The 15045-nt window shown below is 72.9% G+C and carries 11 protein-coding genes; 6 read left to right on the top strand and 5 right to left on the bottom strand.

The genetic code is table 11. The features are described 5' to 3' along the window. Window positions 1–77: 77 nt before the first annotated feature. The gene (locus SSP29_RS17315; protein WP_089101665.1) at window positions 78–974 is read left to right on the top strand and encodes a helix-turn-helix transcriptional regulator; all 897 of its coding nucleotides are present in this window, start codon (window positions 78–80) and stop codon (window positions 972–974) included. A 10-nt stretch (window positions 975–984) separates the two neighbouring features. Here the strand turns inward: SSP29_RS17315 and SSP29_RS17310 are convergent, their stop codons facing one another. Continuing rightward, a complete protein-coding gene (locus SSP29_RS17310) occupies window positions 985–2019 on the bottom strand; it encodes a zinc-binding dehydrogenase (protein ID WP_089101523.1) in 1035 nt (344 codons plus the stop codon). Between the two features lie 208 nt (window positions 2020–2227). Here SSP29_RS17310 and SSP29_RS17305 point away from each other — a divergent pair, with 208 nt between their 5' ends. Continuing rightward, window positions 2228–3190, top strand: a complete 963-nt coding sequence (locus SSP29_RS17305) for a helix-turn-helix transcriptional regulator (protein WP_089101522.1) — start codon at window positions 2228–2230, stop codon at window positions 3188–3190. On the opposite strand, the gene SSP29_RS17300 is transcribed toward SSP29_RS17305, so the two are convergent. Further along, window positions 3179–4111, bottom strand: a complete 933-nt coding sequence (locus tag SSP29_RS17300) for an alpha/beta hydrolase (RefSeq protein ID WP_167449933.1) — start codon at window positions 4109–4111, stop codon at window positions 3179–3181. The two genes, SSP29_RS17305 and SSP29_RS17300, sit on opposite strands and share 12 nt — an antisense overlap. A 208-nt stretch (window positions 4112–4319) precedes the next feature. On the opposite strand from SSP29_RS17300, the gene SSP29_RS17295 reads away from it, so the two are divergent. Together SSP29_RS17295 and SSP29_RS17290 are read left to right on the top strand one after the other, a co-directional pair. Continuing rightward, entirely contained in the window at window positions 4320–5429 is a 1110-nt protein-coding gene (locus SSP29_RS17295; protein ID WP_089101520.1) for a PP2C family protein-serine/threonine phosphatase, read from the top strand. Window positions 5430–5620: 191 nt separating this feature from the next. Next, window positions 5621–6592, top strand: coding sequence for an alpha/beta hydrolase family protein (locus SSP29_RS17290; RefSeq protein ID WP_089101519.1), 972 nt, complete (start codon window positions 5621–5623; stop codon window positions 6590–6592). A gap of 29 nt (window positions 6593–6621) precedes the next feature. On the opposite strand, the gene SSP29_RS17285 is transcribed toward SSP29_RS17290, so the two are convergent. Further along, on the bottom strand, window positions 6622–9423 hold the full coding sequence (locus SSP29_RS17285; protein ID WP_089101518.1) for a tetratricopeptide repeat protein: 2802 nt from the start codon (window positions 9421–9423) through the stop codon (window positions 6622–6624). Continuing rightward, the gene (locus tag SSP29_RS52530; protein WP_145968907.1) at window positions 9410–9877 is read right to left on the bottom strand and encodes a hypothetical protein; all 468 of its coding nucleotides are present in this window, start codon (window positions 9875–9877) and stop codon (window positions 9410–9412) included. Before SSP29_RS52530 ends, SSP29_RS17285 begins: the two co-directional genes overlap by 14 nt. A 431-nt stretch (window positions 9878–10308) precedes the next feature. Here SSP29_RS52530 and SSP29_RS17280 point away from each other — a divergent pair, with 431 nt between their 5' ends. Both SSP29_RS17280 and SSP29_RS17275 read left to right on the top strand, forming a co-directional pair. Further along, window positions 10309–12195 carry a hypothetical protein gene (locus SSP29_RS17280; protein ID WP_089101517.1) on the top strand — a complete coding sequence of 629 codons (1887 nt, stop codon included), beginning with the start codon at window positions 10309–10311 and terminating at the stop codon, window positions 12193–12195. Between the two features lie 185 nt (window positions 12196–12380). Further along, on the top strand, window positions 12381–13181 hold the full coding sequence (locus tag SSP29_RS17275) for a hypothetical protein (protein WP_089101516.1): 801 nt from the start codon (window positions 12381–12383) through the stop codon (window positions 13179–13181). A 104-nt stretch (window positions 13182–13285) separates the two neighbouring features. On the opposite strand, the gene SSP29_RS17270 is transcribed toward SSP29_RS17275, so the two are convergent. Next, window positions 13286–14911, bottom strand: coding sequence for a S53 family peptidase (locus SSP29_RS17270; protein WP_089101515.1), 1626 nt, complete (start codon window positions 14909–14911; stop codon window positions 13286–13288). Between the last annotated feature and the right edge of the window lie 134 nt (window positions 14912–15045).

Below are 15045 nucleotides of genomic sequence, written 5' to 3'. Positions count from 1 at the left end.
ACACCGTCCGGACCGCCGGCCTGAACACCGGAGAGGACGGCAGATCGGGCGATGACTCCGGCTGCATACTGGACCACATGGCGCGTGAGCAGCGGAACGCCGGCGGCAGCGGGCTGGGAGTCTTCCTTCGCACCCGCCGGAGCCGGGTGACGCCCAAGGACGTCGGTCTGGCGACGGGCGCCGGGCTGCGGCGCACGCCGGGGCTGCGCCGCGAGGAGCTGGCCACGCTGGCCGGGATCAGCATCGACTACTACGCGCGCTTGGAGCGCGGCCAGGAGACCAACCCCAGTCCTGCCGTCGTCGACGCCCTCGCCCGTGCCCTCCGGCTGGACGCGCACGAGCACCGGCATCTGCGCGATCTCGCCGAGCGGGCCGACAGAAGGTCCGCGCCGGGACCGCCGGCCGCATCCGAACGGACCGTGCGGCCCGGCATCGAGCTGATGCTGGAGAGCCTGCGGCCCAACCCCGCGTACGTGATCAGCCGCACCATGGACATCCTCGCCGGCAACCCCGGCTCGGTCCGCCTGTTCGCGGGGACGCAGGAGTGGCCGGCAGAGCGGCGCAACGCCCTGCGCTACCTCTTCCTGGACCCGCACGCGCCGAAGCTGTTCGCCGACTGGGACGAGCAGGTCCGCACCTGCGTCGGCCGCGTCCGCGCCCTGGCCGGCACCGAACCGGACACGCCCGGCCTGGCCCCGCTCATCGACGAACTCATGCGGGAAAGCCCGGAGTTCGTGCGCCGTTGGACGGACTACGACGTGCAGCCGCACCCGCGCGGCGACAAGACCTTCCGCCACCCGGAGGCCGGCGACCTCACCCTCGGCTACCAGTCCATGCAGCTCGACGGCACCCCCGGCGACCGCCTCGTCGTGTTCTTCGCCGAACCCGGCACCCCCGACCACGACAAGATGCTCCTCCTCGACGGGGCCGGCGCCGGGGCCGCCGCGCGATCCGCCGGCGAGCAGCAGGGCTGACCCCCGTCCGTCAGGGCTTGATCAGGACCTTCAGCGCCTCCCGGCCGGCCATCGCGCGGTAGGCGTCGGGGGTGCCGTCCAGGTCCACGGTGCGGTCGAAGACGCGGCCCGGCTCGATCCTCCCCTCCAGGATGTCGGGCAGCAGTTCCTCCATGTAGGCGCGGGCCGGGGCCACGCCGCCGGTGAGGGTGACGTTCTTCGCGAAGTCCAGGAACCCGAAGGGGATCTCGCCGTACTGCGGCACGCCGACCCGGCTGATCGCGCCGCCGGGCCGGACCACGCCGAGGCCCGTCTCCAGGGCCGACAGCGCGCCGACGCATTCGAGCACGGCGTGGGTGCCCATGCCGCCGGTCAGTTCCCGCACCCGGGCGATGCCTTCCTCGCCGCGCTCGGCGACGACCTCGGTGGCCCCGAACTCGACGCCCAGGTCGGTGCGGTCCTTGTGCCGGCCCATCAGGATGATCCGCTCGGCTCCGAGCCGCCTGGCGGCCAGGACGGCGGACAGGCCGACCGCGCCGTCGCCGATCACGGTGACGGTGGTGCGCTCGTCGACTCCTGCCTTGACCGCGCTGTGGTGGCCGGTGCACAGCACGTCGGAGAGGCTCAGCAGGGAGGGCAGGAGGGCGGAGTCCTCGGCCACCGGAAGCCTGACCAGGGTGCCCTGGGCCTGTGGGACGCGGACCGCCTCGCCCTGGCCGCCGTCGACCCCGTTCGGGCCCCACTGGCCGCCGTGCGGACAGACCACGTGCAGACCTTCCCTGCAGAAGACGCAGGTGTTGTCCGCCCACAGGAAGGGCGCGACCACCAGGTCACCGGCCTTCACCCCGGACACCTCGGAGCCGGTCTCCTCCACGATGCCGAGGAACTCGTGTCCCATGCGCCGGCCCTCTTCCGTGGCCGGCATGGAGGCGTACGGCCACAGGTCGCTGCCGCAGACACAGGCCAGGACCACCCGGACGACCGCGTCGGTGGGGTGCTGGATCCTCGGGTCCGGGACGTCCTCCACGCGGACGTCGCGGGCGCCGTACATCACTGTTGCTCGCATGAGAATCTTTCCGATCTCGCCTGAATCTGAGGGGGGACGGAGTTCCGGGCCACGGGGCCGGCGAAAGGGAGACCCGCGACCTGGCCCAGCCTGCCCGCCCGCTGCGCCGCGTGGCAGGCCGCGTCGTGCCCGGCAGTGGCGTTCCGTGCTGTGACAGGGCACCCCACGCGCCTGCCGCGCAGGTCACAGGCCCGGCAGACTGGACGGTATGACACGTGAGCAGCAGCAGCAGCCTGCCGGTGGCGGCACCGAGCTGGGGCGCTACCTGCGGGCTCGCCGGGCCCAGGTGACCCCCGCCGAGGCGGGACTGTCCCCCGGCGCCGGACTGCGCCGCACCCCGGGGCTGCGCCGCGAGGAGCTGGCCACCCTGGCCGGGGTCAGCATCGACTACTACGCCCGGCTGGAGCGCGGCAGGGAGACCCGTCCCAGCCCGTCCGTCATCGACGCACTCGCCCGCGTCCTCCTGCTCATGGAGGACGAACGCGAGCACCTGCGCAGCCTCGCCGTCCGTGCCGCCAGGACAGCGCCCGAACCTCCCGTCGCGCCCGGCAGGACCGTGCGGCCCGCCGTCACGCTACTGCTGGAGAGCCTTCGCCCGGGCCCCGCGTACGTCGCCGGCCGCACCAACGACCTGCTGGCCTGGAACCCCGCCGGGCTGGCGTTGTTCGCGGGCATCGAGGACTGGCCGGTCACACAGCGCAACCTCGCCCGCTACGCCTTCCTGCACCCCGCCGCCCGCGAACTCTTCGCCGACCGGGAGCACACCCTGCGCGGCTGCGTCGCCCGCCTCCGCGCCCTGGCCGGCACCGACCCCGACGCACCCGACCTTGCCGCGCTCGTCGGCGAACTCCTGCTCAAGAGCCCGGACTTCGCCCGCCTGTGGGAGCGTTACGACGTCAAGGCGCATGCGTTCGGCCGCAAGACCTACCACCACCCCGACGTCGGAACCCTCACTCTCGGCTACCAGGGGATGCACCTGGAGGGCACTCCCGGTCACCGCCTGGTCACCTACCACGCCGAGCCCGGCACCCCGGCCCATGACGCGCTCGTCCTCCTGGACCTGACCGCGGACAGGCCGGTCGAGCACGGCACCCGGCCGCCCCGGGAGGCACGGCCGGCGACCGCACCGGACGAGCCGTCGGCGTGCGCCCCGCCTCGCTCACAGGGCTGACAGGTGCTTCCTGAAGAACTCGGCGAGCTTGCCGGCGACCTGCGGGACGTACTCGGGCCTCCAGTACAGGTCGATGTGACTGGCGCCGTCGAGGACGACGAGCTCCTTCGGCTCCTTCGCCCGCCCGATGGCGTCCTGGCTCATGTAGAGCGTGTCGGCCTCCGAGCCGGCGATCAGCAGCAGCGGGCGCGGGGAGATCAGCTCGATGCCCTCGAACGGGAAGAACGCCATCTGCCGGCTGAGACTGGAGAGGGCGAACGTGCCCATGAACCGGGGGTTGGGGTCGATCTCGGAGTAGTACGTGTACCCCTCCTGGTACATCAGGGGGATGGTGGACGGGTCGTTCATGTCGAACCTGGGGTTGTCGCTGATCAGGGAGAACATCTCGACCTGCCCGCCGGCCGCCTCGCGCGTGCGGGCCTGGCCCGACCGCTTGAGGAGGCCGGTGCGGTACTCCTCCGACTGCCTGCCGAGGGGGCCGACGCCGTCGCGGCGCGCGGAGCCGATGTCGAAGGTGCTCACGCCCGCGACGGCCTTGATCCGCATCTCGGTCTGCGACACGTTGACCGTGTAGCCGCCGCCCGCACAGATGCCGAGGGCGCCGATGCGCTCCGGGTCCACGTCGGGGTGGACGCTCAGGAAGTCCACCGCGCAGCGGATGTCCTCGACACGCGTTGAGGGGAACTCCGAGAAGTGCGGCTCGCCGCCGCTCTCACCCTGGTAGGAGGCGTCGAAGACCAGGGTGACGAATCCCTGTTCGGCCAGCAGCTTCGTGTACGTCGTGGAGACCTGCTCCTTGACGGCGCCGAAGGGGTGGGTCACCACGATCGCGGGGTACGCCGTGCCCTGCTCGAAGCCGTCCGGCCTGAACAGGTTGCCGACCACCGTGTTGCCCTTGTTCTGAAAAGTCACTCGGTCCATTTCCAGGTCCTCTTCGTTCCGGGTTTCTCTGCCGTGCGTGGTGTGGCCGACGGAGCGAACGGTCTCCAACCTCGCCGCCTCGGCCTGCGAGTGGCAGGCCCCACGGTGGCGTGGAGTGCCGATCCGTGCTGTGACAGGGCACCCCACACGCCTGCGGCGCAGGTCGTATCGTGAAAAGACAGAGCACGGCGCGGTAAGCGGGAAAATCATGGGAGAACGGGCGGTCGACTACGCGGCGGTGTTCCAGGCTCTTCCCGGGGCGGCGGCGCTGGTGACTCCGCAGCTGATCTTCGCGGACGCCAACGCGGAGTTCCTGCGCCTCCGGGGCCTGCCCCGCGAGCAGGTGATCGGTCGCTTCCTGCCCGAGGACAATCCCGAGAACGACTCCGCCGAGCCGCTCCTGCTCAGAGTCCTGGCGTCACTGCGCCGGGCGGTGGAGACCGGTGAGCGCAGTGTCGTGGCGCTGCAGCGCTTCGACAGGGAGGACCCCGACCAGCCCGGGGTATGGCACGAGCGGTATTTCAACGTGACCAACATTCCCGTGTTCGGAGCCGACGGTCGGGTGACGCTGCTGCTGCACCGGCTGGAGGACGTCAGCGAACTCATCCGCGCCCGGGAAGTCGCGCTCGCCCTGCAAGAAGCCATGCTGCCCGCTCCTCGTCCGGTCGGCCGGCACCCGGCGGCCGTCCGCTACCGGCCCGCCGCCGAAGCCCTCAATGTGGCCGGCGACTGGTACGACCTGGTCGACCTGCCCGGCGACCGCATCGCCGTCGCCGTCGGCGACGTCGTCGGCCACGGCCTGTCCGCGGCCGGCGTCATGGGACAGCTGCGCAGTGCCCTCACCGCCGCCTCCCTCGTCCCCGAAGGTCCTGCCCGCGCCCTGGAGGTCCTCGGGCTGTACGCCCGCACCGTCGACGGCGCCGAGAACACCACCGTGGCCACGGCATTCATCGACTGGGAGAACGACACCATCACCTACAGCAGCGCCGGCCACCCCCCACCGGCACTCCTGCAGCGGGACGGGTCCGTCGAGTTCCTGGACCAGGCCACCGACCCGCCGCTGGCAGCCCGGCCTCAACACGGCCCCCGGACCCAGGCGGTCGCGGCCTTCCGCGAGGGCGCCGTCCTCGTGCTCTACACCGACGGTCTGATCGAACGCCGCGGCGAGGACATCGACACCGGCCTCGCCCGGCTCGCCGACTCCCTGGTCCGCCACCGGGCAGACGATCCCGAAGCGCTCGCCGACGCCGTGCTCGTCGACCTGCTCCCGCCCGGTGACGCCACCGACGACACCGCCCTGGTCATCGTGCGCCTGTGAACCCGGCCCGCCATCGAGGGCGAGCGCGATCTGGTTCTTGATTCTGCTCTGCTGACGCCTCTTCTGCCGGTGCCGCTTGACAAAACGGGACGCTGTTCCGGATAGTAATCGGGACAGTGTTCCGTTTGTGCTGGCCGTGGCCGGGCTCGCCTGGCCGCCGATGTGCAGGACGAAGAAGGGAACCGCTCGCCATGAGTGCATCCACCGACACCACCGACACCAACGGCACCTTCGGCCCGCCCGCTCCCGTGCTGTCGTACAGCCCGGTGACGCTCTCCGTGCCCGGACGGCCCGTGGAGCTCCAGGTCCGTGTCTCCGTGCCCGCGACCGGGACCGGCCTGCCCGTCGTCCTGTTCTCACACGGTCACGGCGGCTCCAACAACCTCTCCTCGCTGAACGGGTACGCACCCCTCGCCAACCTCTGGGCGGCAGCCGGATTCACCGTCGTCCAGCCCACCCACCTCAGCTCCCGGACCCTGGGCCGGCGACTCGCCGGTGCCCCCGGAGGCCCCTTCTTCTGGCGCTCACGCGCCGAGGACATGAGCCATGTCCTCGACCGGCTCGACGAGATCGAGAACACCGTGCCGGGGCTCGCCGGGCGCCTCGACCACGACAGGATCGCGGTCGCCGGGCACTCCCTCGGCGGACACACCGCGAGCCTGCTGCTGGGCGCCCGGATCACCGACCCCGACACCGGGACGGAGGCGGACCTGAGCGAGCCCCGGATCAAGGCGGGTGTACTGCTGGCGGCGCCCGGCACAGGCGGCGACATCCTCAACGGACCGATGGCCGACAAGGTGCCGTTCTTCCACACCACCGACTTCTCCACGATGACCACACCCACCCTGGTCGTCGTCGGCGACAAGGACGACTCCCGGCACTTCACCGACATCGGCCCCGACTGGCACGCCGACCCCTACCGCCTCGCTCCCACCCCCAAGACCCTGCTCACCCTGTTCGACGCCGAGCACCTGCTCGGCGGCATCTCCGGATACGACGCCGACGAGACCACCGACGAGAACCCCGGGCGCGTCGCCGCCCTCGGGCACCTCACCGCGGCCTATCTGCGCACCCAGCTGCGGGCCGACCGCCACGCCTGGCAGGCGGCGTGCGAGGCACTGACGACCGGGACCGCCCCGGCCGGACGGGTCGAGTGCAAGTAGGCCGCCGGCGGAAGGGGAGGGGGCCGGGCTCAGGCGGTCGGCCGGCGGTACCGGTTCCGCAGGGCGGCGAGGGCGGCGTCGGGGCGGACGAGGCGGAGCCAGGCCTTCGTCAGCCGGTGGGAGTCCTCGACGAACTGCTCCGCGGCCCGGTCGTTCCGCCATACGATCCTGGCCAGACTCGCCACCGACCAGAACATGCCGATGACGCGCCACGCCCGCCGCTGCGCGAAGATGAGGGCCAACAGGATCCGGCTCTGCCGGCCGGGCGCGTCGTCCTCCGGCAGGCCGGCCAGGACCCAGTGGTAATCGGCCATGACCCGGTCGGCCCGTGGCGTGTCCCGGACCGGCAGGCCCACGTCGCCCAGTGTCCTCCGCTCGCACCACGTGTCCTCCAGTTCGCGGTAGAGGCCGATCGCCGCCGCGGAGGCTTCCGTCGCCTGCGATCGCCGGCGCCCGCGCCGCAGCGCCGCGGCGAGGCGTTCCAGCGCCTCGGCCTCCTCGTGCCGGTCACCGCGGGTCCGGAACAGCGCGATCTCCCGTTCGTGCACCTCGACGGCCTCGGCGAGACGGCCGGCCGCGCACAGGGCGGTGCCCAGGTCGTGCAGCACGCGGATCAGCTGGCTCTCCTCGTCGCGCTCCTCGTGGATGGCCGCCGCCCTGCGGTGGGCCGTGACGGCCTCGTCGTACCGGCCGAGCCGCTGGAGCCTGCCGGCCAGGGCCTTCAGAGCCAGGGCCTCCAGCGGGCGGTCGCACACCTTGTGGCAGATGGCCACGACCTTCTCGTAGTTGTCCACCGCCTCCTCCGGGCTCATCTCGCTCACCGCCCACAGGTGCTGCATGGCGATGGCCTGGTGGTGTTCGTCGCCGCGCTCCTGGTAGACGGCGAGGGCGCGGCGGTGCGCGTCGACGGCGTCCTCGGTCCTCTTCATCGCGAACAACGTGTCCCCGAGACGAATGAGGTTGAGGCCCTCGGCATGCCAGTCGCCGGTCTTGGCGAAGTGCCGTACGGCCTCGGTGAACAGGCCGGCGGCCTCCTCGTACTCGTCGCGGTCGCACAGCGTGTCGGCAAGACCGACGAGCGCCGTGCCGATCCGGCCCCGGTCGCCGAGTTCCTCGCAGAGGGCCAGACTCTCGGTATGGGCCTCGGTGGCCTCCTCGAACCGCTCGGCCTGGCGGAGCGCGCCGCCGAGGTTGAGCAGTGCAGTGATCTGCCGCTCCCGGTCGCCGCGGGCCCGGGCGATGTCCAGGCTCCCGGTGGCGGCCGCCACCGCCTCGGGGAGCCGTCCCGAGTCGCCGAGGGCCTGGCTGAGGTGCCCCAGGGCAGTGGCCTCGCAGCAGGTGTGGCCGATCGCGCGGGCGCAGGCGACGGCGAGCTGCGCGGCGGTCACGGCGTCGGCGGCGTGCCGGCTCCGCTCCAGCAGGAACAGACGTATGTGCTCCTCCAGTTCCAGCACCGCGCGCGCATGTCCGGTGGCCGCGGCCCGGGCGATGAGCGCCACCAGGTTCGCCCGTTCCGCCTCCAGCCAGCGCATGGCGTGCGCCCGGTCCGGGAACTCTCCCGGCAACGGTTCGTCGTCGTGGGCGTGCCGATGCGCGTCCGCCGCCCGCGCGAGCTGCCCACAGTGCGTCAGCAGCCGCGTGAAGGCCGCGTTCCGCCACTTCGGGCTGTCCCTCTCGACCAGCGCGGCCGCGTAGACACGGAGCAGGTCGTGCATCCGCCAGCGTCCCGAGCTCTGCGGTTGCTCCGCCAGCAGCCCGGCCCGGGCGAGCGCGGCCAGCGAGTCCCGGGTCCGGCCCCGGGACCGTCCCGCGAGTGCCGCCGCGGCGTCCGTGCCGATGTCCGGGCCCGGACTGAGGGCGAGTTGCCGGAACAGCTGGCGGTGGGGCGGCGACAACCGCTGGTACGACAGGTGGAACGCCGCCTGGACCGCCGTCGTGTGCCCGCCGTCCTCGAAGCACAGCACGTCGAGGCGGGTCCGGGCGTCGGCCAGGTCGGCGGCGAGCGCGGCGACGGACCGGCCCGCGTCGGTGGTGAGCAGGCACGCGGCGATCTGCAGGGCGAGCGGATGGTGCCCGCAGAGTCCGGCGAGTTCGGCGAGCGCGCCGGCCTCCCGCGCCGGACGCGGATCGTCGGGCCGGGCGTGCCGCAGCGCCTCGGCGACCAGGTCGGCGGCGCCCTGCGGCGTCAGCTCGTCCAGGCCGATCAGCCGGGGCTGGAAGGCGGGACTGGTGAGCAGGTGACGGGAGGTCACCAGCAGCCGGTGTGCGGAGCGGGCCGGGACGAGGCGTTCGATCTGTGCGGCGTCGGCCGCGTCGTCGGCGATCAGCAGGACCGCCCTGCCCTCGTCCGCGAGCCGGTTCAGCGCGGCCTGGCAGAGCCCCGTCTGCTCGTCCGGTGTCCTCGCGTCGTCCACGCACAGCGCCCGCGCCAGCGCGCCGACCGCCTCGTCGGCGCCGACCGGCCCGGCCGGATCGTAGCCCCGCAGGTGCAGGAAGACCGCGCCGCCGGGAAACCAGCCCCGGGCCACGGCCCGGTGGGCGACATGGAGGGCCAGGGCGGTCTTGCCGATGCCGGGGAGCCCGGAGAGCAACGAGACGGCGGCGTCGGGCCGGCCGCGGGACGCGGGGGCGAGCAGCGCGAGTACGGCCTCGGCCTCCTTCTCCCGGCCGGCCAGATGCACCGGCTCCGCCGGGAGCTGCAGCACCGGCGACGGGTCCCCGACGCCCGACGCGCAGACGTGGTTGCCGGTGCCGGTGATCTGGATGACGTGGCCGTGCCCGGATGCCGCGGCGGCCTGCGCCCGCCCGGCCCTGCTCCTACCGGTCACCATGCCCGGGACCTGCCGTCCCGTCGGTCCCGTCGTTCCCGCCGACCTGGGTGATCCGGGCCCGGCCCGCCGCCCTGGCGCGCTGGGCCAGCCTGCCGGGGCGTTCCGCGGAGGCGCCGGAGCCGGGGCGCCGGTCTCCCGCGACCTGCGTGACCTGGGCGTCGTCCGACGCCGTGGCGCTCTGCCGCACCGCCGGCCGCCGGCCTGCCCCTGCCCCGTCCGCGGCTTCCGGGGGGCGGCCGTCCGGGGGTTCCTCCTGCCCCGCCCCCGCCCACCAGCCGGCCGCCGTCCCGACCAGCGCGGCCACCGTCGTCGCGAACGCCGTGGCCACCACCCACCGGTCGGCCTCCGCACGGGGCAGGAAGCCGAACGACGCGGCCCGCGCCGCCCACAGACAGACCACGAACGAACCGGCCCCCACGCACACCGCGACGACCCAACGCCCAGCGCGTTGCATGCGTCCCCCCTTGCCTCGACGCGTGCTGCCAGAGGTACAGCGACCAACGACCCGCCGGGGGCAAAACACGGAAAGCACGGACAGAGCCGGCGTCTTGGGGTAACTCGCTCGGTGGGACGGTGGCCGTCGCGGTCGTCTGCGGCGTCGCTGTGGCTGAGCGCGCAGTTCCCCGCGCCCCTGCGGGGCGCGGCACTTCAGCGCCCCGGAAGGGGCGCTGGGGGTACCCCCGGCCGAAGGCTGGGGGAGGAACTGCGCGACCAGCCCCCACGGACCCGCAGACGACCGCGACGGCCCCGGCCCCGGCAGTCCCAAGGGCCCGCACCGTCAGGGTGGTTCACAGGCGTGATCTCCGTATCCGTCGGGTAGCAACGTCCTGCTTCGCCGCTGCTCGCGGGAACTCGGCGGGAACGTGTGTGAAGGGGGATCACAGAGTGTCGGACGACGGCCCGCCGGACGGCTGGGAGGTGCACGAGCGCCGGCTGTGGGAGGCGTACCGGCACGGCGAGTGGTGCGAGGACGTGCCGGAGGTGCGGGCCGAGGCCCTGCGGTGGCTGCTCGTCGCCGCGCCGCGTCCCGTGCGGGGGCGGCTGGCCCGGCTCCGGCTGCGCGGTGCCCGGATCACCGGCACGCTCGATCTGGCCGAGGCGGCCGTCCAGGGCGCGATACGCCTCGACTCCTGTCGCTTCGACGAGGTGCCGTGCCTCGACGGCGGGCAGTTCGGCGTGCTCCAGCTGAAGGACTGCGCCCTGCCGGGGCTGAGCGCGGTCGGGGCGCGGGTGGGCCAGGAGTGCGAGATCGTGGGGTGCACCCTCGACGGCACCCTGAACCTCCGTTCCCTGACCGTCGGTACGCACCTGCTGCTCGACCGCTCGACGGTGCACGCGCCCGACGGCACGGCGGCCGTCGACGCGCAGTCGCTCGCCGTCGAGGAGCACCTCTCGGCGACCGGACTGGTGTGCACCGGGCCGATCCGGCTCATGAGCTCCCGGGTGCAGGACACGCTCGGCTTCCGCGGGGCCCGGCTCCAGGGGGACCGGGCCTGCCTCCAGGCCCCCGAACTGACCGTGGGCGGCGGCCTCTACCTCGACCGGGGGTTCTCCAGCGACGGGGCGATCAACCTCTACGGCGCCTCGATAGGCGGTTCGCTGTACCTGGAGGACGCCACTCTGACCGGCCCGGACGCACCCGGCGGTGAACCCGCACTGCAGCTACTCTGCGCCTCGGTCGGCGGCGACATACAGGCCGGCTCCGGGCTCACCGTGCGGGGGAGCGTGGACATGCGGGACACCTCGGTGCGGGGCAGCGTCGTGCTGCGGCGGGCCCGGCTGCACCATCCGGACGGCACCGCGCTCAGGGCCCACCGCCTGCATGTCGGCGGCGACCTCGACTGCCGGGCCGGCTTCGTCTCGCAGGGCACGGTGGACCTCTGCGACGCCCGGGTCGGCGGCTCGGCCCTCTTCGAGGGCGCCGAGCTGACCGGCCGCGCCGGAGCCGCCGCGCTGCGGGCCAACGGCATAGAGGTGGGGGCGGAGTTCAACTGCTGCGACGGGCTGACCGCGCACGGCCGGATCTCCCTCAGCAGCATCACCGTACGGGCCAAGCTCTGTTTCGAGAACGCCGTGCTGGACGTCCCGGCGGGGGAGCGCGCCCTGATCTGCCGGCGGTCCGCGGCCGCCGACCTGACACTGAAGCCCCGCGAGGCACCGCGCGGCATCGTCGACCTCAGCCACACCCGGGTGGGCGTGCTGCGCGACGACCCGGCCGGCTGGCCCGGCTCCCTGGTCCTGGAGGGCCTCGCCTACGACAGTGCCCAGCCCGCGCTGACCGGCCGGCAGCGGCTGACCTGGCTCGACCGCGACCCGGCCGGCTTCGCACCGCAGCCCTACGAGCAACTGGCCGCCAACTACCGGCGCCACGGCCGCGACGCCGACGCACGCCTCGTCCTGCTCGCCAAACAGCGCCGCAGGCGGGCCACCCTGGCCCGGCCCGCCCGGATCTGGAGCCTCCTGCAGGACCTCACCGTCGGCTACGGGTACCGGCCGCTGCGCGCGGTGCTGCTGCTCGCGGTCTTCTTCACCGTCGGCAGCGTACTGTTCGCGACCTGGCCGCCGCTGCCCTACGGCGACGGCACACCGCCGGACTTCCAGCCGGCCGTGTACACCCTCGACCTGCTGCTTCCGGTGGTCGACTTCGGGCAGGAGCGCTCGTACAGCTCCCACGGCGCCATGCAATGGGTGGTGGTCGCCCTGGTCAGCGTGGGCTGGGTGCTCGCGACCACGATCGTGGCGGGAGCCAACCGGGTCCTGCGCAGATCCTGATCCGGGGCGGGGCCGGGGCGGAGCGGAGCGGGGCCGGGGCGGAGCGGCGGGACCCGGCCGACTCTGTGAACACAGTCGGAACAATGGGGCAACCGTGACGGTCTCCCACATGTCTAGGCGGTGTGACGCAGCATCAGGACTCGCCGTACGGAGATGGCGAGCCGTCGATCCCGAAAGGGGACTCCATGCGCATCCGCCCGGCCGTCGCCGCCGTATCCCTTGCCACCGGCCTTTCCGCCCTGTCCGCGTCGCTGCTTCCGGCAGCCGCCCAGGCGGCGGACCGGGCCGCGGCCGGCGACACGGTGTTCTCGCACGTCGTCGTCAACGGCGGCAAGGACATCGTGCTCGGCCTCACCACCAAGAAGACCGTCACGATCACCTGGACGGCCACGGACCCGGACGGCGTCGTCGCGTCCTGGGCCTACCTGTGGCACGGCCCGAACACCGACGACGAGGACGGCATCCTGGGGGCGTACCCGGCGGGTACGTGCGAGGTGCCGGCCATCGCCGACCCCACCACCGCCGACTGCAAGGTGAGCATCGCCGTCGACGCCGCCCGGGACCTCGACCACAACGGCCTCGCCGGTACCTGGAACGTGCTCGCCGGGGCGCAGGACCGCACCGACGACTGGACGGAGATCGACGTCGCGGGCACCGCCTCGGTCAAGCGGCTGGCCAAGGTCACGGTGAACGCCTCGCCCGAGCCGGTGAAGAAGGGCAGGACCGTCACGGTCACCGGCAGGCTGACCCGCGCGAGCTGGTCGAGCGGCAGCTACACCGGCTACCAGGGGCAGCCGGTCAAGCTGCAGTTCCGCAAGAAGGGCAGCTCCGCCTACACCACCCTGAAGACCGTCACCAGCGGCAGCGCCGGAGCGCTGAAGACCACCGCCAAGGCCAAGGCCGACGGCTACTTCCGCTTCGTCTTCGCCGGCACCGCCACCACCGGCCCGGCCACGGCGGCCGGGGACTTCGTCGACGTCAGGTGAGAACGACGTCAGGTGAGAACGACGTCAGGTGAGAACGAGACCGCCCCCGCGCGGGCCGGGCGGTTCCCGGTGCGCGCAGGGGCGGGTGGCTCAGGGGCGTGGCGTCAGCCGAGGAGCTTCGCCGCCAGGGTCGAGGCGTTGTACGAGCCCCAGCCCGTGGTGAAGTCCCAGCCGGTGGCCGCGGAGTAGGCGCCGTTGCTGCCGCTGGTGATGTCGTGGAAGCCGGTGCCGCTCGCCGTGTAGAGGGCGGGGTTGGCGAAGCCGAGGTTGGCCTTGCCGGCCGCCGCGGCCTGCTGGTTGTAGAGGGCCGCGAACGCCGCCCACTCGGGGGCCGCCGCGCTGGTGCCGCCGACCGAGGACCAGGAGCCCTGCGAGTAGATGGAGACACCGGGGCTCGGGTTGGCGTGCGCCGAGACGTCCGGGACCTGGCGGTAGCCGCCGCCCGCGCTCTTCTGGACGGCCGTCTGCCAGCTCGGGATCTTGAAGACGGTGGACTTGCCGCCACCGCCGCCGGACCAGGCCACCTCCTTGCTGAAGGCGTTGGCCGAGGTGACGGTCAGCTTGGTGCCGCCGACGCCCGTGACGTACGGGTCGCTGGCCGGGTAGTCGACGGAGGTGCCGCCGTCGCCCGCGTCGTCGGAGCCGTCGTCGCCGGAGGCCGCGTAGAAGCCGAGGCCCTCGGCGGCGCCCGTCTTGAAGACCGCGTCCACGGCGTTGATGTTGGAGGTGGTGCGGGCCGACTCCGCGGCGCCCCAGCTGATCGAGGTGGTCGCGATGCCGCTGTCGACGATGGCCTGGTACGTGTCGACCTCGCCGGCGTCGGAGTTGGGGCCCTCGAAGACCGTCACGTTCGCCTTCGGGGCGATCGCGTGCAGGACCTCGATGTCCAGCTCGACCTCGACCTGGCCGTCGCCGAGCGAACCGGAGCCGCCGTCCACCTTGGACACGGTCGGGGTGGGCGAGCCGAGGCTGTAGTTGGTGTCGTACTTGGTGATGTTGGACTGCTGGAAGCCGTCGAACTCCAGGAGCGCGATCTTCTGGCCGCTGCCGGTGTACGTGCCGGAGACGTTGTAGCCGCCCTTGAGCTGGGCCGGGGTGTAGCCGCCGCCGGGGCCGTCGTGCGGGGAGACGGTGTGCGGGGTCGCCTGGTGGTGCAGCTGGACGCGGTTGTTGAGGCCGGCCACGTCGCTGACGATGGAGGCGAGGGAGGACGGGAGCGTCGGCGCGCTGTCGTTGGCGTAGAAGGAGCGGCCCGAGGCGGCGTCCTTCCAGGTCGACAGCTGGGTGCCGAAGGCCTTCTGGAGCTGGGCGGCGGTGCCGCTGGCGTCGACCAGCAGGTTGCCGGAGTGCACCTTGCCGACGGTGACGCCCTGCGAACGCAGGTAGTCCTTCAGCTTCTTGACCTCGGCGTCGGTCCGGCCGAAGCGGGCCGCGAACTGGCTCTTCGTCAGGTAGTGCCCGTAGGAGGCCGAGTGGGGGTCGCTGACCTTCGCCACGAAGGTGTCGAGCGCCGTACCGCCCCGGGGAGCCAGGCTGATCGCCACGGATATCCGCTTGCCGGCGGCCACCTTGCCGGTGCGGGCGGCGTTGTGCTTCAGGCCGGGCAGGACGTCGCCGGCGACGGCGGCCCGGGCGGTGTGCGGGGCGTCGGCCGCGAAGGCGGCGGGGACGACCGCCGTGACCAGGGCCGGCGCGGCGACCAGGCCGAGCAGCTTCAGGCGTGACTTCACTGGGGTCCTCCGAGGAGTGGAGAGTGGGGGGTGGGGAGTTGAGCCGTCCCGGAAACGGAACGTGATCACCGTAGGAACTCCGGCCCCGCCCCCGTAAGCGGGGGAACCCTTGCGTTACGTGTTAACTGCGGATG

This window comes from Streptomyces hyaluromycini, assembly GCF_002217755.1.
Lineage (GTDB): Bacteria > Actinomycetota > Actinomycetes > Streptomycetales > Streptomycetaceae > Streptomyces > Streptomyces hyaluromycini.
The sequence above is the reverse complement of the archived record's forward strand: the minus strand, read 5'-3'. Positions and strand labels throughout refer to the sequence as shown.